The sequence below is a fragment of the Pseudomonas sp. NFPP25 genome (assembly GCF_900116505.1).
Classification (GTDB): domain Bacteria; phylum Pseudomonadota; class Gammaproteobacteria; order Pseudomonadales; family Pseudomonadaceae; genus Aquipseudomonas; species Aquipseudomonas protegens.
On sequence record NZ_FPBG01000004.1, the window covers coordinates 288,057 to 312,679 of the forward strand.

Sequence of the window (24,623 nt, forward strand, 5' to 3'; positions counted from 1 at the left end):
GGAGCAACCATGTCCTGGAACAATCGCGTGGTCTGGTCGGAAGGCATGTTCATTGGAACCCAGCACTTCCAGCAGCATGACCGTTACCTGGAAAACCTCATCGACGCCCGCAGCCGCCCGCTGTCGACGGGAGCCTGGGGGTTCTCCGAGCTGCGTATCGATCAGGGCCTGCTGGCCCAGGGCAAGCTGGCCATCGTCAGCGCCCGTGGCCTGCTGCCCGACGGCACGCCGTTCAACATTCCCCATGACGACCTGGCGCCCAGCCCGTTGTGCATCGACGACAACCTGCGTGACGGCCTGGTGTACCTGGCGCTGCCCCTCAAGCGCGCCGGCGCCCGGGACACCGTGGACGAGGGCGAAGAGCTGGGCGGTGCCCGCTACCTGAGCCAGGTGCGCGAGGTGCGTGACGACAACGCACCGTTCGAGAACCGCGCGCCGGTGGCCGTGGGCTCTCGGGCCCTGCGCCTGCTCACCGCCCAGGACGGCCTCAGCGACTACGCCGCCATTGGCGTGGTGCGGGTCAAGGAGAAACGCGCCGACCGTGCTCTGGTGCTGGACGACAGCTACATTCCGCCGGTGCTGGACGTGGCCGCGTCCAAGCCGTTGAGCGCCTTTCGCAGCGAGCTGCTGGGCCTGCTGCACCAGCGCGGCGAAGCCCTGGCCGGGCGCGTGGTGGCATCGGGCGCGGGGGGCGCTTCGGAAATCGCCGACTTCATGCTCCTGCAACTGGTGAACCGCGCCCAGCCCCTGGTCAACCACCTGAGCCAGATCAGCCCGCTGCACCCCGAGCGCCTGTTCAGCGAGCTGGTGAGCCTGGCCGGCGAGTTCTCGACCTTCACCCACAGCGCCCGGCGCCCTGAGCAATACCCGCAGTACCAGCACGATGAGCTGGCCATGAGTTTCGCCCCGGTGATGCAGGCCCTGCGTGAAGCGCTGTCGATGCTGATCGACAGCAAGGCAACGCCGATCCCCATCGTCGAGAAAGCCTACGGCGTACACGTGGCGATGCTGGCCGACCGCACCCTGCTGGAGAACGCCAGCTTCATCCTGGTGGTGCGTGCCGACGTGCCGGGCGAAACCCTGCGCGGGCGCTTCGCCCAGCAGAGCAAGGTGGGTTCGGTGGAGCACATCCGCGACCTGGTCAACCTGCAGCTGCCGGGCATCGGCCTGCTGCCGCTGCCGGTGGCGCCGCGGCAACTGCCGTACCACGCAGGCTCGACCTACTACGAGCTGGACCGTGGCAGCGAGCACTGGAAACAACTGGTTCACTCCGGCGGCTTCGCGTTCCACGTCGCGGGAGAATTCCCGGGCTTGAACCTGGCCTTCTGGGCCATTCGAGGATAAGTCGCGATGCATCCTTTCGACGATTCGCCAGGGCAGCCGTCCCCGCCCAACGACCGTACCCAATTCATGCCGCGCCCCGGTGGCCGTGCTCCCGAGCCCGGGCGCCCAGCTGCTGCGCCCGCGCCGTCGTTGGCCATGCCGGCGGCGCCGCTGCCGGCCGGCCAGGCCCGTGGCCTGAACCCCCTGGAAAGCGCCGCGGGCCCACTGCTGGCCTTGCTCACAAGGCTGCGCAGCACCCTGGCGCACCCGGCGCCGGCCAGCCTGCGGGCGCAACTGCTGGCCTACCTGCGCCAGTTCGAGGAGCGCGCGGAAGCCGCCGGCGTGCCGCGCAACGACGTGCTGCTGGCGCGCTATGCGCTCTGTACTGCCCTGGATGAAGCCGTGCTGAGCACGCCCTGGGGCAGCACCAGCGACTGGGGCAAGCAGAGCCTGCTGATCACCGTGCACAACGAGGCCTGGGGCGGCGAGAAGGTCTTCCAGCTGCTGGAGCACTGCCTGCAAAGCCCGCGCGAGCGCCTGTACCTGCTGGAGCTGTTGTACCTGTGCATGTGCCTGGGTTTCGAAGGCCGCTACCGGGTGATGATCGATGGTCGCAGCCAGCTCGAGGCCCTGCGCGAGCGCACCGCGGCCACCATCCGCAGCGCCCGTGGCGAGCACGAGCGCGAGCTGTCGCCACACTGGCGCGGGGTCACCGTGGCCCGTGACCGGCTGGCCCAGTTCATGCCGCCCTGGGTCGGCATCGCCATCGGCGTGGCCCTGCTCCTGGCGCTGCTGTTCGGCCTGCGCCTGAAACTGGCGGCGGACGCCGAGCCGGTGTTCAAGAACATCCATGCCCTGGGCGAGATCCCGGTGCAGACCCTGGACCGCCCGGTGATCCAGCCGAAGATTGTCGAGCGTCCGCGCCTGGCGGGCTTCCTCGCCGAGGACATCAAGGCCGGGCGGGTGGCGGTGGAAGATGCCGTCGACCGTTCGGTGGTGACCATCCGTGGCGACGAGCTGTTCGCCTCGGCCAGCGCCAGCATCCTCGACGACTACCAGCCGCTGATGCTGCGCATCGCCGACGCCGTGCGCAAGGTCAAGGGCCAGGTACGGATCACCGGCCACAGCGACAACCGACCGATCGCCACCTTGCGCTTCCCGTCCAACTGGAAGCTGTCCCAGGCGCGCGCCGAATCGGTGTTGCAGATCCTCGCGGCGAAGACCGGGCAGCCGGAGCGCTTCAGCGCCGAAGGCCGCAGCGACACCGAGCCACTGGCAACCAATGCCACCGCCGAAGGGCGGGCACGTAATCGTCGGGTAGAAATCAGCGTATTGGCGGAGGGGGTCGAGTGAAGGCGTTTTTCAGTTTTGTGATTCGCTGGGTGATCCCGCTGCTGGGGCTGATCGCCCTGAGCCTGATCATCTGGTTCATTGGCCCGTTGCTGGAGTTCCTGGTACCGGAAGGCCGGCGTTGGGCGCTGATCATTTTCATCTTCGCGCTATGGATCGGCTACCGGGTGTTTTGCATCATCCAGGCCCGTCGGAATGCGGCCAAGGTCTTGCAGAGCCTGGCCGCCGACACCCCGCCGGACCCGGACAGCGTGGCCACTGCCGAGGAACTGGCCGCCCTGCGCCAGCGCATGGACGAAGCCCTGGCGCTGCTGAAGAAGGCCAAGCTCGGCGGTGACGAGCGACGCAATCTCTACGAGCTGCCGTGGTACGTGATCATCGGTCCGCCGGGTTCCGGCAAGACCACCGCACTGGTCAATTCCGGCCTGCATTTCCCCCTGGCCGCCCAGTTGGGCGCCGGTGCCGTACGCGGCGTGGGCGGCACCCGCAACTGCGACTGGTGGTTCACCGACCAGGCCGTGCTGCTCGATACCGCCGGCCGCTACACCACTCAGGACAGCCACGCCACGGTGGACAAGGCGGCCTGGCTGGGCTTTCTCGACCTGCTGAAAACCCAGCGCTCGCGGCGGCCGATCGATGGCGCCTTCGTTGCCATCAGCCTCTCCGACCTGCTGCTCGGCAGCGAAGCGGAGCGCGCTGCCCACGCCGCAGCGATCCGCCTGCGGATCCAGGAGTTGTACACCCAGCTGGGAGTGCGCTTCCCGATCTACCTGATGCTCACCAAGCTCGATCTGGTGCCGGGTTTCATGGAGTTCTTCGACTCCCTGAGCAAGGAAGAGCGGGCCCAGGTCTGGGGCATGACCTTCGCCCTGGACGACGGCAAGAGCGGTGACAGCCCCCTGGCCCACCTGCCGGCGGAACTGGCGGCCCTGGAGCAGCGGCTCAACGAGCGCCTGGTGGAACGCCTGCAGCAGGAACGCGACCCGGCGCGGCGCGACCTGATCTACGGCTTTCCGCAGCAGTTCGCAGCGCTCAAGGAATCCTTGCAGAGCTTCCTGGAAGGGGTGTTCAAGCCCAATGCCTTCGAAGAGCGGGTACTGCTGCGCGGGGTGTACTTCACCAGCGGCACCCAGGAAGGCAGCCCGATCGACCGCCTGATCGGCGCCATGGCCCAGAGCATGAACCTGGACCGCCAGCACCTGGCGCGGCAGACCGGCACCGGGCGCAGCTACTTCATCGAGAAGCTGTTCAGTGCCGTGGCCTTTGCCGAGCGCGGGCTGGTGGGGGTCAACCCCAAGGTCGAGCGCCGGCGCAAATGGATCGCCCGTGGCGCCCTGGCTGGCACCGTAGCCCTGGTGCTGGTGGTCAGCACCTTGTGGATCATCAGCTACAGGGCCAACCAGGCCTACATTGCCCAGGTCGACCAGCGCGTCGGCCCGGTGCGCCAGGACGTGCAGAACCTCAGCCCGGCCCAGCGCGATGTGCTGGCGGTGCTGCCGCTGCTCAACGCCACCCGCCACCTGGCCGGCGACGCACCGGGCTGGGCCGAAGGCCTGGGCCTTTACCAGGGCGACATGCTCGAAGCCGAGTCCGCCAGCGTCTATCGCAAGCTGCTGGTGGCGGTGTTCGCCCCACGGTTGATGACCCGCATCGAAGAGCAACTGCACAGCGGCGGCAACTCGGACTTCCTCTACGAAGGGCTCAAGGCCTACCTGATGCTGGCGGACAGCGAGCACTACGACCCGGACTTCATCAAGGCCTGGATCACCCTGGACTGGGATCACACCCTGGCCCGCGACCTGCCGCCCGAGCAACGCCAGGCCCTGACCGGCCACCTGCAGGCGCTGTTCGAGAAGCATCCGCCCAACGCGCGCCTGGACCAGCGCCTGATCGACGACCTGCGCCGCCAGCTGCAACAGCTGCCGGTGGCCCAGCGGGTGTATGACCGGGTCAAGCGCGCCAAGCTGCCGGACGGCGTGCCGGACTTTCGCCTCAGCGAGGCCGGTGGCCGTGACGCCGCGCTGGTGTTCACCCGCAAGAGCGGCAAGCCGTTGAGCGAGCCCCTGAGCGGGCTGTTCACCGCCAAGGGCTACCGCCAGGGCTTCCTCCTGGCCAGCCTCAACCAGGCAGGCACCCTGGCGGAAGAACAGTGGGTGCTGGGTCGCGATCAGGCCGACCAGCAGAACGTCGCCAGCCTTGCCGCCGACGTGCGCCGCCTGTACTTCCAGGATTACCTGCGCCAGTGGGACGCCTTACTGGCGGACATCGACTTCGTGCCGATCACCAGCGTGGCCCAGGCCGCCGACGTGCTGCGGATTCTGTCCGGGCCCACTTCGCCGCTGAAGAAGCTGCTGGTGGCCGTGGCCAAGGAAACCGACCTGCAACAGGAAGAACGCCTGCTGGCGGCCCAGGGCCAGAAGGTCGAGGGCGGTGTGGACCAGCTCAAGCAACGCCTGGGTACCCTGCTGGGCCAGGAACAGTCGGCCAACCCGGCTGCCGTGGCCAGCAGCGAAGACCCGGTGAGCGCGCACTTCGCCGAACTCAACAGCCTGGTGAGCAAGGGCGAGGGCGAGCCCGCGGCCATCGACGGCCTGCTGGCGGACATGAACGCCCTGTACGTGCAGGTCAGTGCCATGGTCGGGGCCAGCGGCGACGCGCTGCTGGGCGAGGCCAAGAACCAGGCCAGCGCCGCTGCGGCGCGGGTCAGCCTGACCGCCGAGCGCCAGCCTCCGGTGGTCCAGGGGCTGGTCAAGTCGGTGGTGGGCTCCACCACCAACACCATGATGGGCGGGGTGCGCAACCAGCTGAACGCGGCCTGGGTCAGCGAAGTGGTGAACGTCTATCGCCAGTCCCTGAGCGGCCGTTACCCGATGTCGCCGGGCAGCTCCCGGGACGCGACCCTGGAAGACTTCGGCCAGTTCTTCGGCACCGGCGGGGTGATGGACAACTACTTCCGCAAGTACCTGCAGCCCTACGTCAACACCTCGACCACCACCTGGAGCTGGCAGCCGGGTGCGGCGCAGAAGCTGGGGATTTCCCCAGGCGTGCTGCAGACCTTCCAGCGCGCTTCGAACATTCGCGACGCCTTCTTCCGCTCCAGTGGCGGTACCCAGCCGGCCGTGCGTTTCGAACTCAAGCCGGTGGCGATGGACGCCAATATCAGCCAGTTCCTGCTCGACCTGGACGGCCAGCAACTGAGCTACGACCACGGCCCGAGCCGGCCGGTGGCCATGCAATGGCCCAACCCGGGGAGCATCGGCGTGGTGCGCCTGTCGATCATGCCGCCTTCGGCCACCGGGCGTTCCGGGATCACCCTGGATGGCCCCTGGGCCTGGTTCCGCCTGCTGGAGCAGTCGGACCTGACCGCCACCAATTCGCCGGACCGCTTCAACCTGCGGCTACGGGTGGACGGTGCGAGCATTTCCTACGAGCTGCGGGCCAGCAGCGCCTTCAACCCGTTCAAGAGCCGGGTGCTCAGTGGCTTCAGCCTGCCGGAGCGGCTATGACGGCGCCCGGCCTGTACGGCAAGTTGGCCAGCCGCGGCGATTTTGTCAGCCGTGGCCTGCCACAGAGTTTCATCGGCCCCTGGGACAGTTGGCTGGCGGCGGGGCTGCTGGCCAGCCAGAACGCCCTGGGTGAGCAGTGGCTGAACGCCTACCTGATCAGCCCGTTGTGGCGCTTCGCCCTGGCCCCCGGGGTCTGCGGGCCCCAGGCGGCGGTCGGGGTGGTGATGCCGAGCATCGACCGGGTGGGGCGCTATTTCCCCCTGACCGTGGCTGCGCTGCTGGAGCCCGAGGCTGACCTGGCTTCGTTGGTCGGCGGCCCGGAGCAGTGGTTCGAACAGGTGGAAGAGTTGTTGCTGGCGACCCTGGAAGAGGGCGCCAGTTTCGAAGCCCTGGAAGAGGGCTTGCAGGCCCTGGGCGCGCCAAGCCCGGCCAGCCGGATCGAAGGCAGCCACTACGCCGGCCTGCAGCGGTTTTACGTCAGCGATCCACAGGCCCGGGGCGCGGTACTCGCGGCCCAGGCCTGCGCGGGATCGAGTGCCTGGTGGGGGCGCGGTTCGCAGTACATCAGCCCAATGCTGTTGCGCTGCCAGGGCCTGCCGCCGGCCAGTGAATTTGCGCAATTTTTGCTCGGACAAGAGGGTGCCGTCTAAATGCGTTCAGCGCCGCAACTGTCCTACCAGTCCGCCAGCTACAGCCATGTCGGCATGGTGCGGAAAATCAATGAAGACGCCTGGCTCGAAGCCCCGGAGACCGGCCTGTGGCTGGTGGCCGACGGTATGGGCGGGCACGCCGCCGGGGACTATGTCAGCAGCCTGATCGTCGACAGCCTGCGGGCGGTTCCGGCCGCCGACAGCCTGGACGACTATGTCGCCGCGCTGCGCAACGGCCTGGCCGCGGTCAACGCCGCGGTGCGCGAGGAAACCGCCAACCGTGGGGTGACCATGATGGGCAGCACCGTGGTGCTGCTGGCGGTACGCGGGGCACGGGCCGTGTGCCTGTGGGCCGGCGACAGCCGCCTGTACCGGTTGCGGGACGAACAGCTGGAAGGCATTTCCCGGGACCACAGCTACGTCCAGGACCTGCAGGACAGCGGCCTGCTCAGCGAGGCCGAGGCGCGGGTGCACCCGCGGGCCAACATCGTGACCCGGGCGATTGGCGTCGAGGCCCAGCTGGAGCTGTCCCAGGTCGACCTGCAGGTGCAGGACGGCGACACCTTCCTGCTGTGCAGCGACGGCCTGAACAAGACCGCCGAGGACTTTGAGCTGCGTGACGTGCTCAGCCACAGCGAGCCCAATGACGTGGTGCGCAGCCTGATCCACCTGGGCCTGACCCGGGGCGCTCCGGACAACATCACCGCCATCGTGATCAAGGCCGCAGGACACTGACCATGGACATTCTGATTCCCGGCTTTGACATCCAGGGCGAAATTGGCGAAGGCGCCATGGCCAGCGTGTACCTGGCGACCCAGCGTTCCCTGGAACGCAAGGTGGCACTCAAGGTGATGGCCGCGGCGCTGGCCGCCGACCCGAGCTTCTGCGAGCGCTTCCTGCGCGAGGGCAAGACCCTGGCGCGGCTGTCGCACCCGCACACCGTGACCATCCACGACATCGGCAATGTCGGCGAGCTGTACTACATGGCCATGGAGTACCTGCCCAACGGCACGCTGAAAGAGCGCATCGCCGCCGGGCTGACCCCGGAGCAGGGCCTGACCTATATCCGCCAGATCGCCTCGGCCCTGGGCTATGCCCATGCCCAGGGGCTGGTACACCGCGATGTGAAGCCGGCCAACATCCTGTTCCGCGCCGACGGCACCGCGGTGCTCTCGGACTTCGGCATCGCCAAGTCCCTGGACGACCGCACCCAGTTCACCCAGGCCGGTTTTGCCGTGGGCACCCCGAGCTACATGAGCCCCGAACAGGCTCGTGGCCAGGACATCGACGGCCGCGCCGACCTCTATGCCCTGGGGGTGGTGCTGTATGAAATCCTGGTGGGCGAGCTGCCTTACAACGGCACCGACGCGCTGTCCACAGCCCTGGCCCACCTGACCGAGCCGCTGCCGGAGCTGCCGCTGCACCACGGTCGCTACCAGCACATCCTGCGCAAGCTGCTGGCCAAGGACCCGGCCGAGCGCTACCCGGATGCCGCCGCCTTGCTGGCGGCCCTGGACAACCTGCCGGCCGCCACCGCCGAGGTGGAAGCGACGCTGATCCAGCCCTTGCCGCTGCCACCCCAGGCTGCGTCGCAGCCTGTACCTCAGGGCAACGACCTGGCCGGGCTGACCCCGGTGTCCATCGAGATCCCGCAGCAGGCGCCCCGACCGGCGCCGCGCCGCGAGCCGCCCGAGGAGCCGCCCGCGCCGCCGCGCACGGCCAATCTGCCGCCAGCCGGCAGCGGGCCTTCCGAACAGCGGCGCGGCCCGGTGCTGGCCCTGGCTGGGGTCGCCGTGGCGGTGGCCCTGGCAGTGGCGGGCGCCGGTTATTGGTGGCTGTCGGGCGACAGCCCGGCGCCAGAACCCAAGACCGCCTCGACAGCCGGCACCACGCCTGCGGTGGTGGCGCCCCCGGCCAGTCAGCCGGTGGCCGCGGATGTCGACGGCGGCCAGCGACCGCTGCTGATGCCGGGCAAGAAAACCTTGTTCCAGCGGGTGCTGAGCAAGCCAGGGGCGAGTTTCTCCAGCGAGCCTGGGGCTGCGCCGGGCCAGGCGGTGCCGGCGTTCTCGGTGCTCTACGTGTATCAGCGCAAGAACCTCGACGGCCGCTCCTGGCTGCGCCTGGGGGCCGCCAGTGACGGTCGCAGCGCCGGCTGGTTGCCGGCCGAACAGGTCAGCGACTGGAAGCAGAGCCTGGTGCTGAAATTCACCGAGCGTTCCGGTCGTGCACCGGTGATGTTCGTGCGTCAGGCCAGCGAGCTGGAGCGTTTGTTGGCGGACCCTGCGGCGGCCAAGAACCTGCTGCTCAAGGCACAGAAGAACCCCCAGGACGAACAGCAGGTGCTGGCCCTGGAACCCAACGCCAGCGCGGTGCCACAGGACCAGTTCTACCTGCTGCCGATCTTCGATTCCAAGGAGAGTTTCGACGACAACGGCCAGCCGGTGCAGTTGCTCAATGTGGCTTCCATCGACCCGGGCAACAGCCCGCAGAGCATCAGTGACAGTAGCGGCAAGCGCCTGCCGGCCAATACTCCGCCGGCGGCCGGCGATGCCTTCCGCACTGCGGTGGTGCTGGTGGTGGACACCTCGGTGTCGATGCAGCCCTACATCGACCAGGTGCGCGATGTGGTGCACGAGCTGCAAAGCAAGATCGCCCAGCGCGGCGAGCTGGACAGCGTCAGCTTCGGCCTGGTGGGCTTTCGCAACAACACCAGCAAGACCCCGGGCCTGGAGTACGTGACCAAGACCCTGGTGACCCTGGACCAGGGTCGCGATCCCCAGCGCTTCCAGGAGCTGGTGAGCCAGGTCAAGGCCACCAGTGTCTCCAGCCATTCGTTCAACGAAGACGCCTTTGCCGGCGTGATGCAGGCCGTGGAGGGCATGGACTGGAAGGGCTATGGCGGCCGCCTGATCCTGCTGGTCAGCGATGCCGGGGCGCTGCGCAAGAACGACCCTTACAGCCGCACCCAGATGAACGAGGCGGAAGTGCGCCAGGCAGCCCTGGGCAAGCAGATCAAGATCTACGCCCTGCACCTGCGTACCGATGCCGGCAAGAAGAACCACGCCCAGGCGGAAACCCAGTACCGGGTGCTGACCGCCGACGCCAACCCGAAGATCGGCGACCTGTACATTCCGGTGCCCGGTGGCGATGTGGGCAAGTTTGGCGAGCGGGTCGACGAGATCGGCACGGTGTTCGCCGACCTGGTGCATCAGGTGCGCAGCAACCAGAGCCAGGAAGTCCCGGTGCTGGCGGCGGCGCCGAGCATCGCGCAGAAGTCGGCGGCCATCGGCTACGCCATGCACATGGATTTCCTCGGCCGCAAGTCCGCCAGCCAGGCGCCCCAGCTGGTCAGCGCCTGGACCGCCGACCGCGACCTGACCAACCCGGCGCTGCCGGCGTTCCAGGTCTGTGTGATGCTCACCAAGCTGCAACTCAACGACTTGCAGCAGTCGCTGAAACTGATCGTCGACGCGGCGCGCAAGACCCAGACCTCGCCCAAGGATTTCTTCCAGGAAATCGCCAGCGCCAGTGCCTACATGAGCCGCGACCCGTCGGCCCTGCGCAAGGGCGGCAACCTGGCCGACGGCGGCGTGCTGGGGGAATACCTGGAAGGCCTGCCGTACCGCAGCAAGTCGCTGAACATGACCCAGGACCTGTGGCTGTCCCTGAGCGTGGCCGAGCAGGAAGACTTCATCGACGAGCTGGATTCGAAGATCCGCCTCTACGAAACCTTCCATAACGACCTGGCCAACTGGGTGCGCTTCGGTGATGCCGAGCCGGGTGATGCCCTGTACCGCGTTCCGTTGTCGACCCTGCCGTGATGCTCAATCTGGCGCAGGTGCACAAGAGCCGCGGCGAGGGTCGCCAACGCTACAGCCTGGTGATCCCCAGGCTGCAACTGCGTGCCGGTGATCAACTGGCGGTGGTCGGCCCCAGCGGTTGCGGCAAGAGCACGCTGCTGGACCTGCTGGCGCTGGTGCTGGCCCCGGATTCGGCGGCGCGCTTCGAGTTCTCCCCGGCCAGGGATGCCATCGACATTGCCGGGATCTGGCGCGGCGACGGCCACAGCGCGCTGGCGCAGTTGCGCAGCCGGCACCTGGGTTATGTGCTGCAGACCGGCGGCCTGCTGGGCTTTCTCGACGTGCGCGCGAATATCAGCCTGCCCCGGCAGTTGCTGGGGCTGGCGGACGAGGGCATTCCCCGGCGCCTGGCCGAGCGCCTGGAGATCGCCGACCAGCTGCACAAGAAACCCGCCGCGCTGTCGGTGGGCCAGCGCCAGCGGGTCAGCTGCGCCCGGGCCCTGGCCCACAACCCTCAGGTATTGCTGGCGGACGAGCCGACAGCGGCCCTGGACCCCTTGAACGCTCAGCGGGTGATGCAACTGCTGGTGCAGCAGTCGCGGGACCAGGGGGTGTGCTGTGTGATCGCCACCCACGACGAACCCCTGGCCCGGGCCAACGGCTTGCAGGTACGACGCATCGCCTGCCAGCGCGACGCCGATGGCGGAGTCACTGCCACGCTTGGGGAGGCCTGCTGATGCGCGCCTCCCTGACCGCGGCACTGGCCTGGCAGGACTACCGGGCCGACAGCTGGCTGTCGGCCTGTTCGGTGCTGGCCCTGGTGGCGGTGATCGCCCCCTTGCTGGTGCTGTTCGGGCTCAAGTTCGGGCTGGTGAGCAGCCTCACCGAGCGCCTGGAAAAGGACCCGGCGGTGCGCGAGATCATTCCCCTGGGCGGCGGGCGCTTCAGCGCCGACTTCATCGCCCAGTTGGGGCAGCGTCCGGACGTGGCCTTTGCCTTGCCGCGTACCCGGCAGATCGCCGCCACCGCGGACCTGTCCCGGGGCACGGGGGATATCGGCCTGACCGTGGAAATGCTCCCCACCGCGGCCGGCGACCCCTTGCTCGGGCGCTTGCCGGCGCCCCGGGGCATGAGTGGCGTGCTGCTCAGCCGCACCGCCGCCGAGAAGCTTGGGGTGCAGCCGGGGGACTGGTTGCAGGCGACCTTTGGCCGGCAGGTGGCGGGGCGCAGCGAGGTACAGCGGACCCGGGTCCAGGTGGAGGGCGTTCTACCGCTGGAGGCCTTTGCCCGGGACGCGCTGTTCGCCCCGCTGGCGCTGCTGGAGGCCGCCGAGGATTACCGCGACGGACGCGCTGTGGCGGCCCTGGGCTGGCTCGGCGATGCCCAGGCAACTGCCGGGCAGCGGGTTTACCCGGCGTTTCGCCTGTATGCCCGCGACCTGGGGGATGTCGAGCCATTGCGTCTGTATTTCGCCGAGCGCGGCCTGCTGGTGTCGACCCAGGCCCAGACCATAGCCCAGGTGCAGTCCTTGAGCCGCAACCTGGCCATCGTCTTCTGGGTGATCGCCGGGCTGGCCCTGGCGGGTGCCTTCGCGGCGATCTTCGCCGGGGCCCTGGCGGCGGTGGAGCGCAAGCGCCGGGAGCTGTCAGTGTTGCGCCTGCTGGGGTTTTCCACCGGTGCGCTGCTGCTGTTCGTGGTGGCCCAGGCGCTGTACAGCGCCGGTTTTGCCGCGCTGTTGAGCGGCGCCCTGTATGGCCTGGCCCAGGCCGGGCTGAATCATTTGTTCATGCAGGCGCCCGGCGAATACGCCAGCCACCTGCTGCCGGCCCATTACGGGCTGGCCCTGTTGGCGACGCTGGGCGTCAGTACCCTGGCCGCCGCGCTGGGCGGCTGGCGGGTGTCGCGCATAGAAGCCTGTGAAGGAATTCGCGATGTATAAGTTGATCAGCACCGTGCTGGCCATGACCCTGGCCGGGGCCGTGTGGGCCGAAGAACCGGCGAACAAGATGGACAACCCCAAGCCGTTGCCGGACGACGTCAGCCTGCCGCTGCCCTGCGACGGCGAGATGGTGTTCCGCTACGTCTACGTGCTGGCCCAGGGCACCCTGGACGACCGTGAGGTGAACCTCGGCTACCCCTTCAGCGAGGGCGAGAGCGGTTACCAGCAGTCGTTCATTTCCGGCTATCGCCGGGACTACATCAACGGCCAGTTCACCCTCAAGGACCTGCCTGGCGCCTGGGGCAAGACCATTGGCCCGGCGCTGCCGAAAAGTGGCGCCGGGGTGCCCCTCAAGCCAATGCTGTATTTCATCGGCAAGTACGAGGTCACTGCCCGCCAGTACGCTCAGGTCATGGCCCAGGCCCAGTCCCTGGCCAGCGGTGATCCGGCCCCGGCCTGTGAGGCGCCGGAGGGCCTGCAGGGGCGCCTGCCCAAGGTCAAGCTGTCGCGTTTCGAGGCCGAGCGCTTTGCCGCGGTGTACAGCGCCTGGCTGATGAAGAACCACCGCGACCTGCTGCCGGTCAGCGGCCGTGGCAGTTCCTCGGAAGACGGTGGCCTGGGCTTTGTGCGCCTGCCCACCGAGGTGGAGTGGGAATACGCCGCCCGCGGCGGCCAGGCGGTCAGCCGCCAGGAGCTGGAAGGCCGCCTGTTCCCGCGGCGCGTGGAGGGCAGCGAAGACGACGGCCCGCTGGCGGACTGGGCGGTGTTCAACCAGGTGGCCGGCGGCACCGGCCAGGCCGCGCGCCTGATGCCCATCGGCACCAAGCTGCCCAACCCCATCGGCATGTTCGACGTGATCGGCAACGCCGCCGAGATGGTCCAGGAGTCCTTCCAGCTGGTGCGCGCCGGGCGCCGCCAGGGCACCTACGGCGGTTTCGTGGTCAAGGGCGGCAACTACCTGGAAGGCGAAGGCACGCTGTTCACCGGGATGCGCCGCGAGTACCCGCTGTTTGGCGCCGACGGCACTGAGCAGAGCAACGAAACCACCGGTTTCCGGGTGGCCATCGGCGCGCTGTCGGCGCCCCGTTCGCGCTACAAGGAGCTGTTCGCCCAGTGGCAGAAGGAAGGCCGCCTGGCGTCCCTGACCGATGCCATCGACGACGCCCAGGACCCCACCAAGCGCCTGGACGCCATCATCGCCGCCAGCGTCGACCCGCGCCTGCAGGCGGAGCTGGGGCTGGTCAACGAAGAGCTCAAGCGCAACGTCTCGCTGATCGCCCAGCAGCGCGAGGAGGCGGCCGGCAACCTGATCCAGTCGTCGGCCCTGGTGGCCGAGACCATCAACAACTACAACATCCGCCTGACCAACCTGAAGAAGAGCCAGCAGCAGGCCATCGATGCCAAGGACGAGCCCAGCGCCAAGCTGTTCGCCGAAGCCATCGACAACGGCCGCAGCGCGCTGGACGGGGCGGTGGCGATCTACATCGACAACCTGGCCACGGGCACCCGTTACACCGACGCGGTGATCCAGGCGCAATTTCAACGAATCAAGGAAGAGCTCAATCGCAAGCCGGTGCTCGGCAAGAGCCTGGTGACGCGCGCTACGTTATTCGTTCGCCATGTCGGGAATTATCGCCAGCAACGGCGAGCCGACCCGGCGACGATTTTGAAGGAACTGCTCGCATCGACCGGTCAGAAGTCATGACCGGCCGCTGTCTGTCGAGCCTGGAGGATCTCGGACGACATTGCGTCGCGCCGAGTTGGTCAAACTTAATCGAGATCACGAACATGCTTTTTTCCCGCAACCCATTTGCTTCAACGTCCAAGCGTCACCTGCTGTTGGTTGCCGCCGGGTTCAGCACCGTATTGACCGGTTGCGCGACCTCTCCGGTGTCCAAGGTCGCCTCGACCACCAAGGTCGAGTACTACCCGAGCTGCTACGAGCCGGTGCAGCACCTGCGCGCCACGGATTCGGACATGACCAAGTCGGTGGTCACCGGTGCTGCCCTGGGCGCTGCCGGCGGCGCTTTGCTCGGTGCCCTGACCGGTGACGGCGACCACCGTGGCCGCAACGCCGCCATCGGTGCCGCAGGCGGTGCCCTGGCCGGTGGCGCAGCCGGTTACTACACCGAGCGCCAGAAGCAGATCGCCGACGACAACCAGCGCATCGCTTCCTACGCTGCCGACGTCAACAAGAGCGCGGCCGACATCGACCGCAGCACGGCCTATGCCCGCGCTTCCCAGACCTGCTACCAGCGCGCCTTCGACAGCCTGATCAGCTCCCGCAAGGCCAACACCATCAATGACGTGGAAGGGCGCAAGCGCCTGGCGGAAATCGTCAGCGGCCTGAAAGAGTCCAACGACCTGATCACCGCGGTGAACGGCCGTGCCAGCGAAGACCTGAGCAAGTACAACCAGGCCTACGAGCAGGATCTACAGCAAGTGGGCGTGCAGCGTACCGACGTGGTGAAAGTCGCCACCGCCGATACCACCACGGTGACCACCGGTGGCAAGAGAAAACAGCCACAGAAGGTCAAGCAGCCCAAGCTGCCGACCGTGCCTCAGGAAGCGGTGAGCACCGAGAGGTCGATCCAGGATGCCAAGATCAAGCAGGCCGAGAGCAACAAGGTCGCGACCACCGGCCAGACCCAGGTCAACAGCATGTGCAAGAACCCGGACCTGGGTGACTGGGCACCGGTGCCTTGCCCTAACGTCTGAGTTGGTGATTGTCTGACAAGATGTCGCGATAAGCGTTGAACGCCAGCCGATCTCCGAGCAATCGAACAGATCGGCTGGCGCTCTTCGAGTTACAGGTTAAACTGCGCCGGCCATCCAATAATTCCACTGAGGCGCCGTGCATGAAATTCCGTTTTCTTCTCTGGGTGCTTGGCCTGTTGATGGGCAAAGCCAGCCGCAACAATCCTGCTTTCCAGCAACAGTTGGGTGACAAGGAGCTGGTGTTCCAGCTGCAGACGCTCGACGGCAAGGTTGCTCGGCATTTTTTCGTCAAGGACCAGCGCGTCACCAGCCGTTCGGGGTTCTATCCCGAGCCGGCATTCGCCATCGCCTTCAAGGATGCCGCCTACGGCTTCGCCACCCTGCAGGCGAAGAACAAGCAGTTGGCATTCATGACCGGTATTCAGGACAAGTCGATCCAGATCAAGGGCAACCCGGCCCTGGTGATCTGGTTCCAGGGGCTGACCAAGTACCTGAAACCGAAAAAGGCCAAGCCCAAGGCTTGACCGGGAAACTTCGCCGGCAAGCCGCCTCCTGCAGGAGCGGGCGGGCCGGCGAATGGGCTCAGGCCTGGCTGAACTGCGAAGCCAGTTCCCGCAGCAGTACTTCGGCTTCCAGCACCTTGCTCACCACGTCGTCCGCCTTGTCCCGGGTCAGGCCCAGGCGTTCCAGCAGGGCGTCGGGGATATCCTCGTGGGGCCCGGAGCCGATGCCCCGGCTGCGCAGCAGGCGCACGGCCAGGCACACCAGGTTCGGGTACTCGGCATAGGCGCCGTCGTAGCTCGGGTCGTGCTGGAAGCGCAGGGCGGTGCACAGCTCTTCCGGCATGTCCCAGTAGCGCATCAGCCAGGCGCCGATCTGTTCGCGGCTGATACCCAGCAGGTGCTGTTCGACATAGCTGTGGCACAGGTGCGGGTTGACCTCCAAATGCCGGCAGATCAGCGAGAAGTGCGGCGGGAACACGTGAGCCAGCAGCAGGTAGCCGAAGTTGTGCAGCAGGCCGGCCAGGTAGGTCAGGCCGGCTTCCGGGCGCTGGGCACGGGGCATGGCGCGGGTCAGGCCCTCGATCACCGCGGCGGTGTAGATCGACTGCTGCCAGTAAGGCGTGGCGTGCTGCGGCTGGTCCTTGGGCAGGCTCAGGGTCTTGCCCAGGGCCAGGCCCAGCGCCAGGTTGATCACCAGGTCGAAGCCCAGCACGCGGACGATGGCGTCTTCCACCGAGCGGATCTTGCCGGGCGAGGCGTAGTAGGGCGAGGCGGCCCAGCTGACCACCTGGGCGGCCAGGGCCGGGTCGGTTTCCACCACACCGGTGATGTCGTCGATGGTGGCGTTGGGGTCGACCCGCAGCTTGATGATCTTCTGTGCGGTTTCCGCCAGGGGCGGGATCTCGATGGTGGCTTCCAGGCGCTGCTGGATGCGCCGCGCGGTGAAGGCCTGCATCGCCTGGGAGATCTCCTCGCGGTCATCGTCCGGGCGGTCGAGGTTGGGGCGAATGCTGCTCAGGGGCTCGCCGAAGTTGCCGGCGCTGGCTTTGCTGAGCATGCTCTTGAAGGCTTCGCTGGTGATCTCCAGCAGTACCCCGGGCTCGCCGGAGTTGATCAGCAGGCAGGGCTCGCGCAGCAGGCTTTCTTCGTACAGGCACGGTGAGCTGGTGAGCGCCGGCAGGCCGGGCAGCAGGCTCAGGCTGTGCTTGCCGAGCATGCGCTCCAGGCGTTCGGTGGAAACGGCGGTCAGGCGGCGGCCGGTGAGTTCGGCCAGGCGGTTGAGGTCCAGTAACTGGCTCTGCGGGAACAGCACCATCAGCGCGCCGACGGCGTCGTCCAGCAGTACCGCCTGGACCTTGCGCGCAGCCGGCAGGCCCGGCTGGTCGATCACTTCGTTGTAGCTGATGGCCAGCTTGCCGAGCAGCAACCGGATAACAGACGGAGCGTGTGGGGTTGCAATGTCGAGGGCAACTTCTGTCATGGTCTGGTATCCGTTTTTCTACAATTTGACGAGTATAACCAGCTTGGTTATGGCGAGGGTTCACTAACTGAGTGTTGGTTCACACTTGGCCGTATTGCTGTCCGTGGCGCAGCCAGCGCTCCAGCAACGGGCTGACATGGTCCGGCCAGCGCTCCAGCAGGGCCTGGGCGGCATCGCGTACCGCCGGCAGCAGGTCGGCGTCGCGCATCAGGTCGGCGACCTTGAATTGCAGGAGGCCGGTCTGCCGGGTGCCGAGCATTTCCCCGGGGCCGCGCAGCTCCAGGTCCTTTTCGGCGATGACGAAACCGTCGTTGGTTTCACGCATGATGCCCAGGCGCTGGCGACCGATCTGTGAAAGCGGTGGGTGGTAGAGCAGCACGCAGTGACTGGCGGCGCTGCCGCGCCCGACCCGGCCGCGCAGCTGGTGCAACTGGGCCAGGCCCAGGCGTTCGGGGTTTTCGATGATCATCAGGCTGGCATTGGGTACGTCGACCCCGACCTCGATCACCGTGGTGGCCACCAGCAGTTGCAGGTTGCCGGCCTTGAACTCGGCCATCACCGCGGCTTTCTCGGGGGCCTTCATGCGGCCGTGGATCAGCCCTACGCGCAATTCGCCGAGGGCGCTGGAAAGGTCTTCGAAGGTGGTTTCCGCGGCCTGGCAGGTCAGCTCCTCGGACTCTTCGATCAGGGTGCAGACCCAGTAGGCCTGGCGCCCTTCCGCGCAGGCGGCGCGTACCCGCTCGATGACTTCGATGCGCCGGCTGTCGGTCACCAGCACGGTGTTCACCGGGGTGCGACCGGGAGGCAGTTCGTCGAGGATCGAGGTGTCCAGGTCGGCGTAGGCGCTCATGGCCAGCGTTCGCGGGATCGGCGTGGCGGTCATGATCAACTGGTGCGGGCACAGGCGGCCGCCCACGCCTTTCTGGCGCAGGGCCAGGCGCTGCTGCACGCCGAAGCGGTGCTGTTCGTCGATGATCACCAGGGCCAGGTTCTTGAACTGCACTTCGTCCTGGAACAGCGCGTGGGTGCCCACCACCATCGGTGCGCCACCGGCAATCTGTTCCAGGGCTGCGCTGCGGGCCTTGCCCTTGAGCTTGCCTGCCAGCCAGGCGACTTCCAGGCCCAGGGGCTCGAGCCAGCGCTTGAAGGTGATGAAGTGCTGCTCGGCGAGGATTTCCGTCGGCGCCATCAGTGCCACCTGGTAGCCGGCCTCCAGTGCCTGCAGGGCGGCCAGGGCGGCGACCACGGTCTTGCCGGCGCCCACGTCGCCCTGGATCAGCCGCAGCATGGGCTCGGGCTGGCTCAGGTCGTAGGCGATCTCGTTGCCCACGCGCTGTTGCGCGCCGGTGGGAGCGAAGCCCAGGTTCTTCAGGTACTTGACCGGCAGTTTCCTGGCCAATGGCAGCACCGGAGCGCGCTGTGAGCGCAGGCTGTCGCGCAGACGCTGCTGGGACAGCTGGTGGGTCAGCAATTCCTCGAACGCCAGGCGGTGCTGGGCCCAGTGGTGCCCCAGGGCCAGTTCGTCGACATCGGCGTCCGCCGGCGGGTGATGCAGGTAGCGGATCGCATCGTCCAGGGGCGCCAGCTGATAGTCCCGGGCCAGCTCTTCCGGCAGCCAGTCGGGCAGGCTGCGCGGGCCCAGCAGGGCCAGGCTCTGTTGGCACAGCAGGCGCAGGCGCTGCTGGGTCAGGCCTTCGGTCAGGGGGTAGATCGGTGTCAGGGTCTGGTCCACCGGCGGCGGCTCGTCGCCGCTGATGGCACGGTATTCCGGGTGGTAGATCTCTAGGCCCGAGGCGCCGGGCCGGGCTTCGCCATAGCAGCGCACACGGGTGCCGCGCTTCAGGCCGTCCTTCTGCGCATTGCTGAAATGGTAGAAGCGCAGGCTCAGGCCGCCGGTGCCGTCCTGCAAGCGCACCAGCAGGCTGCGGCGCTTGCCCATGACCACATCGGCGCCACTGACGGTGCCTTCGATCACAGCATCCTGGCCGGGGCGCAGGGCGCCGATCGGCACCACGCGGGTGCGGTCCTGGTAGCGCAGGGGCAGGTGGAACAGCACGTCCTGAAGGTTTTCCAGGCCGACCTTGGCCAGCTTCTCGGCCATGGATTCGCCGACGCCCTTGAGTGCCGTGACCGGCACTTTCGACAGCTCAGTCATTGCGAGCGCTTAACTCGCGGCGGGCGGCTTGGCCACCGAGCACAGGCGGATCGAGTCGGCGAGGATCTCGATGGCCTTGGGCCGCGGGAAGCTGGCGCGCCAGGCGATGGCCACGGTGCGGAACGGCACGGGCGGGGTCAGGGGGCGGACTTCGATCACCCCGGGGGCGTAGTGATGGCTGTCCACGGCCGACAGCGGCAGGATCGAGATGCCCAGGCCGGAGGCGACCATGTGGCGGATGGTTTCCAGGGAACTGGATTCCACGGTGGTGTGCTTGGCGCCGTCGTTGCCCTTGGTCAGGGTCGGGCAGGCCTCCAGGACCTGGTCGCGGAAGCAGTGGCCTTCGCCCAGCAGCAACAGGCTCTTGTCGTTGAGCAGGTTGGCGTCGATGGTTTCCTTCTTGGTCCAGGGGTGGCCGCTGGGCATCAGCACATAGAAGGGTTCGTCGTACAGCGGCAGGGTCAGGACATCGGCCTCGTTGAACGGCAGGGCGATGATGATCGCGTCCAGCTCGCCGTTGCGCAGTTTGTCGCGCAGTACGTGGGTGAAGTTCTCTTCTATATACAGCGGCATCTGCGGGGCGACCCGGTGCAGCTGGGGAATCAGGTGCGGGAACAGGTAGGGGCCGACGGTGTAGATCGCCCCGACCTTGAGCGGTGCGGTCAGCTGGTTCTTGCCGGCCTGGGCCAGTTCACGGATGCCCTGGGCCTGCTCCAGGACCTTTTGCGCCTGGGCGACGATGGTCTCGCCCACCGGGGTCAGGCGCACGGCGCTCTTGCTGCGCTCGAAAATCAGCACGCCGAGTTCGTCTTCAAGCTTTTTCACGCCGACCGACAGGGTGGGCTGGCTGACATGGCAGCGCTCGGCGGCATGGCCGAAGTGCTGCTCTTGGGCGAGGGTAACGATGTAGCGCAATTCTGTAAGAGTCATAGCGGGCGTCCGTGAGGTTGCGGCCAAGCATAACGGCTGCAATCGATAGACGCACGTTATCAGACCGAGGGTGGAATGCGACACCCGCCAATGCCTGCTCCAGGCGGCACAAACGCGAAGGGCACCTTGAAGGTGCCCTTGCGGTGGATCAGCGGCGGCCGCGGCTGCGGTCGATCTCGTAGTTGTACGAGGCGGTGATTTCCACGCTGCCGTTGTTGAGCATGTCTGCCGGTGGCTTGGGCAGCGGCTGGGCACGACGGATCATGTCCAGGGTGGCCCGGTCCAGATCGGCATTGCCCGATCTGCCTACCAGCTCATAGGACAGCACCTTGCCTTCGGCATCGACGACGAAGCGCAGGGAGTTGGTGCCTTCCTTGCCTCGACGCTGAGCCTCGCTCGGATAGCGCTTGTACTTGGCCAGGTGCGCCTGCAATTCCCCCTGCCAGTTAGCCTTGGCGGCGGCCTGGGCCGGTGACGGGCCAGGGGTCGCAGGAGCGGGCTGCTTGGACGGAGCCGGTGTGACCGGGGCGTCGCTGGGCTTTTCCTCGGAAGGCTTTTCCTTGGGCGGCTCAGGCTTGACCACCGGCTTTGGCGGTTGCGGCTTGGGCTTCTGCTTCACCGGCTTGGGTACCGAGATGGTCGGCTTCGGCGCTTCGGCCAGTTTCGGCAGCGGCAGTTCTTCCACGGGGGCCGGCGGTTGTGGTGGGGTCACCACTTTCGGCGGCGCCGGTGGAGGCGGCACAGGGGCAGGTGCCAATTCCACCACCATGGCTTGGGGGGGAATGGGCATGGGCTGTGGCTTGGACCAGTTGAGGGCGAGCAGGATCGCCAACCCATGGACGCCCAACACCACCGCCAGGCTACCGCTGTAACGCGTCAGTCTTTGGCGCGTCGTGATCATTTCTTGGCTGCCGTCTCAAGTCCGACCAGGCCGACTTTCAGGTAGCCGGCCGCCCGCAGGGTGTCCATCACACTCATCAGGTCGCCGTAATCCACACCTTTGTCGGCCTGGAAGAAGATGGTCGTGTCTTTCTTGCCCTGGGTCCGGGCGTCGAGGATGGCGCCAAGGGTTTCAGCCTTGACTTCGTCTTCGCCGAGGAACAGGCGCTTGTCGGCCTTGACGCTGAGGAACACCGGTTTTTCCGGCCGCGGCGCCGGTTTGGCGCTGGAGGCGGGCAGGTCGACCTTGATGTCCACGGTGGCCAGCGGTGCGGCCACCATGAAGATGATCAGCAGCACCAGCATCACGTCGATGAACGGCGTGACGTTGATCTCGTGGTTTTCGGCCAGGTCGTCGCCTGCGCCTTCTTTCAAATGCAAGCCCATGGCTGATTACCCCACTTTCACCATGTGCGGTTGTGCGGAGCGCTCGTTCGGCTGGTGATCCAGGTCGCGGCTGACCAGCAGCAGGACCTCGGCCGAGGCGTCGGTGACCTGGGCCTTGTAGCCGGTGATGGAGCGAGCGAAGACGTTGTAGATCACCACCGCGGGAATCGCGGCAACCAGGCCCAGGGCGGTGGCCAGCAGGGCTTCGGCGATACCGGGGGCAACCACGGCAAGGTTGGTGGTCTGGGTTTTGGCGATGCCGATGAAGCTGTTCATGATGCCCCACACGGTGCCGAACAGGCCGACGAACGGCGCGGTGGAACCGATGGTGGCCAGCACGCCGGTGCCGCTGCTCATGTTGCGGCCGCAGGCAGCTACCAGGCGCTCCAGGCGGAAGCTGACGCGCTCCTTGATGCCTTCCTTCTCGCGGCTGTTGGCCGAGAGGCGCATCTCTTCCAGGGCGTCGTGCACCAGCAGGTTGGCCAGGGTGCCCTCCTTGGTGGCGGTGGCGCTGGCTTCCTTGAGGGTGGTTGCCTTTTTCAGCGCAGCGATTTCACTGCGCAGGCGGCGCTTGGCACCCATCAGCTCGAAGCCTTTGGCGATCCAGATGGTCCAGGTGATGATCGAGGCGATAGCCAGGCCGATCATCACCAGTTTCACGATGATGTCGGCGTTCTGGTACATGCCCCACGGCGACAGGTCATGGGCCATGCCCAGGGTGTTGTCGGCCTCCAGGACTTCAGGAGCGTCTTCGCCGATAGCGGGCTGGCCTTCGGCCTGGACTGGCTCGCCGGCCACTGGGGCTGCGGCTGGAGCGGTCGGGTCGGTGGCCGTATGTTCAGCGGCTGGAGCGGTCGCGGCAGGGGCTGCGGCGGTGGCTGGGGCGTGCTGGTCGGCAAAGGCTGCGGTCGGTGCCAGCAGCAGGCTGCACAACAGCGCTGCAACCGCGCTCATGGCGCGCAGCGGGCTTGGGCGTTTGGTTGGCGAGACGGAGAGTTGGTTGCTTGTCATGCTGGCCGGACCTGAGAGGAGAAAAGGGTGAAATGTCCTTCTAGGCCTCGCAGGGCCGAGAACAAAATGGGCGGTTATTATTGCAAGTAATTCTTGTTAACAGAAGTAATAGAGTATCTTTTTTTCCTTGATTGCTAGCCGTTCGTCCAGTGCGAGGGCTAGTCTTGACCTTTCCCAAAGGAGTTTTCTGATGTCCTCCCCCTCTGTATTGATCGCCGGTTGCGGTGATGTCGGGAGTCGCCTGGCGACTCAACTGCTGGCCGAGCAATGGCAGGTTTACGGCCTGCGTCGCAACGTATCGCGCTTGCCACAGGGGGTGGTGGGCATTGCAGGTGACCTGTTCAGCGAGCAATGCCCCGGGCAATGGCCGCAGAAGTCGCCGGACTATCTGGTGTATTGCGCGGCGGCCACCGAGCATGACGAAGCCGGATATCGCGCGGCTTATGTCGATGGTCTGCAGCATGTACTGGGCTGGCTCAAGCAGCGCGGCCAGGCGCCCAAGCGTTTGCTGTTTGTCTCCAGCAGCAGCGTTTATGAGCAGAAGGACGGTGAGTGGGTGGACGAGACTTCCGTGGCCGAGGCCCAGGCCTACTCCGGACGCATGATGCTGGAAGCCGAGCAGGTGGCTCTGGGCAGCGGTATTCCCGCCACTGTGGTGCGCTTGACCGGCATCTATGGCCCGGGTCGCGAGTGGCTGCTGACCCAGGTGCGCCGGGGTTATCGCGTGGCGATCGAGCCGCCGTTGTACGGCAACCGTATTCACGCGGACGATGCCGCGGGCCTGCTGGCGTTCCTGATCAAGGCGGACCGCAGTGGCACGGCGCTGGATGATTGCTATATCGGCGTGGACGATGCGCCCGCGCCTCTGGCGGAGGTCGTCGACTGGCTGCGCGATTACCTGGGCGTCACCGAATGGGCGGACGATGCCAGCGTGCGTCGTACCGGCAGCAAGCGTTGCAGCAATGCCCGGGCCAGGGCGCTGGGCTGGGTGCCGCGCTATCCGAGTTATCGCGAAGGTTATGCTGCGATTCTGACGACGCAGGGCTAAGTTGCCCGAGCAGCTTGGGGTCGCGGTCGAAGGCTGCGACCGGCTTCCCGAGGGCGTCGCTGCCGACAGGCCGAAGGTCCGGTGGACCTTGTCGCAGCCTGCGGCAGCGGCTACAGGGTAGTTACTGCTTTTCCAGCAACCACTGCTGGCTGCCCGGCGTCAGCGAGGGCACTTCATCCGCCAGGGCGGTATTCACCGCCTGGAAGATCTCCAGCTGTTGATCCTTGCGCACGAAGATCCAGGAGTTGCCCTGGCCGTTGAGCTGCAGCCAGATGCTATCGTTGCCGCCGCTCATCGAGGCGCAGTCGCCAGCCAGGCACAAGGCGTAGCGATCGGCGCCCGGTAGGCCCTGGACGGCGCCGTTTGCCTGGAACTGCACTTCGTTGCCCAGGCCCGGTCCGTTGACGATCTTCCACTTGCCACCCAGGTACGCCGAGTACAAGGCGCGCTCGAAGTTGGCGCCTAGCGGCGCGCCTTCGGGGGCGGGGTCTTTGGGGCGGTCGAAGACCTGCTCGGGCTCATTGTCGTTGGCCACTTGCAGCAGTTGCTTGCCGTTGCGCTTCAAGTCGGTGGCGGCGCTGCCATAGAACTCGACTTTTGCAGTGCTGGAACCGTCGCCGATGATCTTGCCTTCGACGGTTTCGAAACCGTTGGTGTAGCGGGCCTGGCCAGCCTTGGTATTGAGCTCCCATTCCAGGTTCGGGCCGTAGGCCTGGAGGGCTTCACGCAAAGGGCCGCCCTTGGAGGCTGCGTCGATCGCTACCTGATTGATCCAGATGCCGCCCACATCGTTTTTGGCGGGGTCGCTGGCACAACCGCCGAGCAGTACGGCGAGCAGCGAAACAGCTAGCGCTTGGCGCATGACGAAATCCTTTCAGAACGAA

Annotated in this window: 19 protein-coding genes; 12 read left to right on the forward strand and 7 right to left on the reverse strand. The window is 66.8% G+C overall.

Going from position 1 to position 24,623, the window contains the following annotated elements; translation table 11 throughout:
• Positions 1 to 9 precede the first annotated feature (9 nt).
• The 11 genes from tssK (at position 10) to BM382_RS17630 (ending at position 15,810) form a co-directional block, all read left to right on the forward strand.
• Positions 10 to 1,344, forward strand: a complete 1,335-nt coding sequence (gene tssK, locus BM382_RS17580; RefSeq protein WP_011064251.1) for a type VI secretion system baseplate subunit TssK — start codon at positions 10 to 12, stop codon at positions 1,342 to 1,344.
• Positions 1,345 to 1,350: 6 nt separating this feature from the next.
• A complete protein-coding gene (locus BM382_RS17585) occupies positions 1,351 to 2,676 on the forward strand; it encodes a DotU family type VI secretion system protein (protein WP_011064250.1) in 1,326 nt (441 codons plus the stop codon).
• Entirely contained in the window at positions 2,673 to 6,179 is a 3,507-nt protein-coding gene (tssM, locus tag BM382_RS17590) for a type VI secretion system membrane subunit TssM (protein ID WP_053160448.1), read from the forward strand. Before BM382_RS17585 ends, tssM begins: the two co-directional genes overlap by 4 nt.
• Positions 6,176 to 6,829 (forward strand): type VI secretion system-associated protein TagF, encoded by a 654-nt coding sequence (gene tagF / locus BM382_RS17595; RefSeq protein WP_011064248.1) that lies wholly within the window; start codon positions 6,176 to 6,178, stop codon positions 6,827 to 6,829. Before tssM ends, tagF begins: the two co-directional genes overlap by 4 nt.
• Positions 6,830 to 7,564, forward strand: coding sequence for a PP2C family protein-serine/threonine phosphatase (locus tag BM382_RS17600; protein WP_053160444.1), 735 nt, complete (start codon positions 6,830 to 6,832; stop codon positions 7,562 to 7,564). It abuts the gene before it with no gap.
• A 2-nt stretch (positions 7,565 to 7,566) separates the two neighbouring features.
• Positions 7,567 to 10,650, forward strand: a complete 3,084-nt coding sequence (locus BM382_RS17605; RefSeq protein WP_072443453.1) for a serine/threonine-protein kinase — start codon at positions 7,567 to 7,569, stop codon at positions 10,648 to 10,650.
• Positions 10,650 to 11,366: an ABC transporter ATP-binding protein gene (locus BM382_RS17610; protein ID WP_011064245.1), complete on the forward strand. Its 717-nt coding sequence runs from the start codon at positions 10,650 to 10,652 to the stop codon at positions 11,364 to 11,366. The genes BM382_RS17605 and BM382_RS17610 overlap by 1 nt, the downstream gene beginning before the upstream one ends.
• Positions 11,366 to 12,568 (forward strand): ABC transporter permease, encoded by a 1,203-nt coding sequence (locus tag BM382_RS17615; protein WP_015637478.1) that lies wholly within the window; start codon positions 11,366 to 11,368, stop codon positions 12,566 to 12,568. Before BM382_RS17610 ends, BM382_RS17615 begins: the two co-directional genes overlap by 1 nt.
• A 22-nt stretch (positions 12,569 to 12,590) precedes the next feature.
• Positions 12,591 to 14,273, forward strand: a complete 1,683-nt coding sequence (locus BM382_RS17620; RefSeq protein WP_230493612.1) for a formylglycine-generating enzyme family protein — start codon at positions 12,591 to 12,593, stop codon at positions 14,271 to 14,273.
• A gap of 83 nt (positions 14,274 to 14,356) precedes the next feature.
• A complete protein-coding gene (gene tagQ, locus BM382_RS17625) occupies positions 14,357 to 15,286 on the forward strand; it encodes a type VI secretion system-associated lipoprotein TagQ (protein WP_011064242.1) in 930 nt (309 codons plus the stop codon).
• A gap of 140 nt (positions 15,287 to 15,426) precedes the next feature.
• Positions 15,427 to 15,810: a hypothetical protein gene (locus BM382_RS17630; RefSeq protein ID WP_015637475.1), complete on the forward strand. Its 384-nt coding sequence runs from the start codon at positions 15,427 to 15,429 to the stop codon at positions 15,808 to 15,810.
• A gap of 58 nt (positions 15,811 to 15,868) precedes the next feature.
• Here BM382_RS17630 and BM382_RS17635 read toward each other — a convergent pair whose 3' ends face one another.
• The 6 genes from BM382_RS17635 to exbB form a co-directional block, all read right to left on the reverse strand.
• The gene (locus BM382_RS17635; RefSeq protein WP_011064240.1) at positions 15,869 to 17,269 is read right to left on the reverse strand and encodes an aminoacyl-tRNA deacylase and HDOD domain-containing protein; all 1,401 of its coding nucleotides are present in this window, start codon (positions 17,267 to 17,269) and stop codon (positions 15,869 to 15,871) included.
• Between the two features lie 79 nt (positions 17,270 to 17,348).
• The gene (gene recG / locus BM382_RS17640; RefSeq protein ID WP_011064239.1) at positions 17,349 to 19,424 is read right to left on the reverse strand and encodes an ATP-dependent DNA helicase RecG; all 2,076 of its coding nucleotides are present in this window, start codon (positions 19,422 to 19,424) and stop codon (positions 17,349 to 17,351) included.
• A 9-nt stretch (positions 19,425 to 19,433) separates the two neighbouring features.
• Positions 19,434 to 20,354: a hydrogen peroxide-inducible genes activator gene (locus tag BM382_RS17645; protein ID WP_011064238.1), complete on the reverse strand. Its 921-nt coding sequence runs from the start codon at positions 20,352 to 20,354 to the stop codon at positions 19,434 to 19,436.
• Positions 20,355 to 20,502: 148 nt separating this feature from the next.
• A complete protein-coding gene (locus tag BM382_RS17650; protein WP_011064237.1) occupies positions 20,503 to 21,255 on the reverse strand; it encodes an energy transducer TonB family protein in 753 nt (250 codons plus the stop codon).
• On the reverse strand, positions 21,252 to 21,680 hold the full coding sequence (gene exbD, locus BM382_RS17655) for a TonB system transport protein ExbD (RefSeq protein WP_011064236.1): 429 nt from the start codon (positions 21,678 to 21,680) through the stop codon (positions 21,252 to 21,254). Before exbD ends, BM382_RS17650 begins: the two co-directional genes overlap by 4 nt.
• 6 nt (positions 21,681 to 21,686) lie before the next feature.
• Complete coding sequence (gene exbB / locus BM382_RS17660; RefSeq protein ID WP_011064235.1) at positions 21,687 to 22,691, reverse strand: tonB-system energizer ExbB; 1,005 nt, start codon at positions 22,689 to 22,691, stop codon at positions 21,687 to 21,689.
• Positions 22,692 to 22,881: 190 nt separating this feature from the next.
• Here exbB and BM382_RS17665 point away from each other — a divergent pair, with 190 nt between their 5' ends.
• Positions 22,882 to 23,739: an SDR family oxidoreductase gene (locus BM382_RS17665; protein ID WP_011064234.1), complete on the forward strand. Its 858-nt coding sequence runs from the start codon at positions 22,882 to 22,884 to the stop codon at positions 23,737 to 23,739.
• A 121-nt stretch (positions 23,740 to 23,860) separates the two neighbouring features.
• Here BM382_RS17665 and BM382_RS17670 read toward each other — a convergent pair whose 3' ends face one another.
• A complete protein-coding gene (locus BM382_RS17670; protein ID WP_011064233.1) occupies positions 23,861 to 24,601 on the reverse strand; it encodes a hypothetical protein in 741 nt (246 codons plus the stop codon).
• Between the last annotated feature and the right edge of the window lie 22 nt (positions 24,602 to 24,623).

What these genes read in the sequence shown, in the direction of transcription:
- tagF (WP_011064248.1), top strand. Translation starts at nt 6,176, where the DNA reads ATGACGGCGCCCGGCCTGTACGGCAAGTTGGCCAGCCGCGGCGATTTT.
- BM382_RS17635 (WP_011064240.1), bottom strand. Translation starts at nt 17,269, where the DNA reads ATGACAGAAGTTGCCCTCGACATTGCAACCCCACACGCTCCGTCTGTT.
- BM382_RS17615 (WP_015637478.1), top strand. Translation starts at nt 11,366, where the DNA reads ATGCGCGCCTCCCTGACCGCGGCACTGGCCTGGCAGGACTACCGGGCC.
- BM382_RS17630 (WP_015637475.1), top strand. Translation starts at nt 15,427, where the DNA reads ATGAAATTCCGTTTTCTTCTCTGGGTGCTTGGCCTGTTGATGGGCAAA.
- recG (WP_011064239.1), bottom strand. Translation starts at nt 19,424, where the DNA reads ATGACTGAGCTGTCGAAAGTGCCGGTCACGGCACTCAAGGGCGTCGGC.
- BM382_RS17600 (WP_053160444.1), top strand. Translation starts at nt 6,830, where the DNA reads ATGCGTTCAGCGCCGCAACTGTCCTACCAGTCCGCCAGCTACAGCCAT.
- BM382_RS17670 (WP_011064233.1), bottom strand. Translation starts at nt 24,601, where the DNA reads ATGCGCCAAGCGCTAGCTGTTTCGCTGCTCGCCGTACTGCTCGGCGGT.
- BM382_RS17620 (WP_230493612.1), top strand. Translation starts at nt 12,591, where the DNA reads ATGACCCTGGCCGGGGCCGTGTGGGCCGAAGAACCGGCGAACAAGATG.
- exbB (WP_011064235.1), bottom strand. Translation starts at nt 22,691, where the DNA reads ATGACAAGCAACCAACTCTCCGTCTCGCCAACCAAACGCCCAAGCCCG.
- tagQ (WP_011064242.1), top strand. Translation starts at nt 14,357, where the DNA reads ATGCTTTTTTCCCGCAACCCATTTGCTTCAACGTCCAAGCGTCACCTG.
- BM382_RS17665 (WP_011064234.1), top strand. Translation starts at nt 22,882, where the DNA reads ATGTCCTCCCCCTCTGTATTGATCGCCGGTTGCGGTGATGTCGGGAGT.
- exbD (WP_011064236.1), bottom strand. Translation starts at nt 21,680, where the DNA reads ATGGGCTTGCATTTGAAAGAAGGCGCAGGCGACGACCTGGCCGAAAAC.
- tssK (WP_011064251.1), top strand. Translation starts at nt 10, where the DNA reads ATGTCCTGGAACAATCGCGTGGTCTGGTCGGAAGGCATGTTCATTGGA.
- BM382_RS17585 (WP_011064250.1), top strand. Translation starts at nt 1,351, where the DNA reads ATGCATCCTTTCGACGATTCGCCAGGGCAGCCGTCCCCGCCCAACGAC.
- BM382_RS17645 (WP_011064238.1), bottom strand. Translation starts at nt 20,354, where the DNA reads ATGACTCTTACAGAATTGCGCTACATCGTTACCCTCGCCCAAGAGCAG.
- BM382_RS17605 (WP_072443453.1), top strand. Translation starts at nt 7,567, where the DNA reads ATGGACATTCTGATTCCCGGCTTTGACATCCAGGGCGAAATTGGCGAA.
- BM382_RS17610 (WP_011064245.1), top strand. Translation starts at nt 10,650, where the DNA reads ATGCTCAATCTGGCGCAGGTGCACAAGAGCCGCGGCGAGGGTCGCCAA.
- BM382_RS17650 (WP_011064237.1), bottom strand. Translation starts at nt 21,255, where the DNA reads ATGATCACGACGCGCCAAAGACTGACGCGTTACAGCGGTAGCCTGGCG.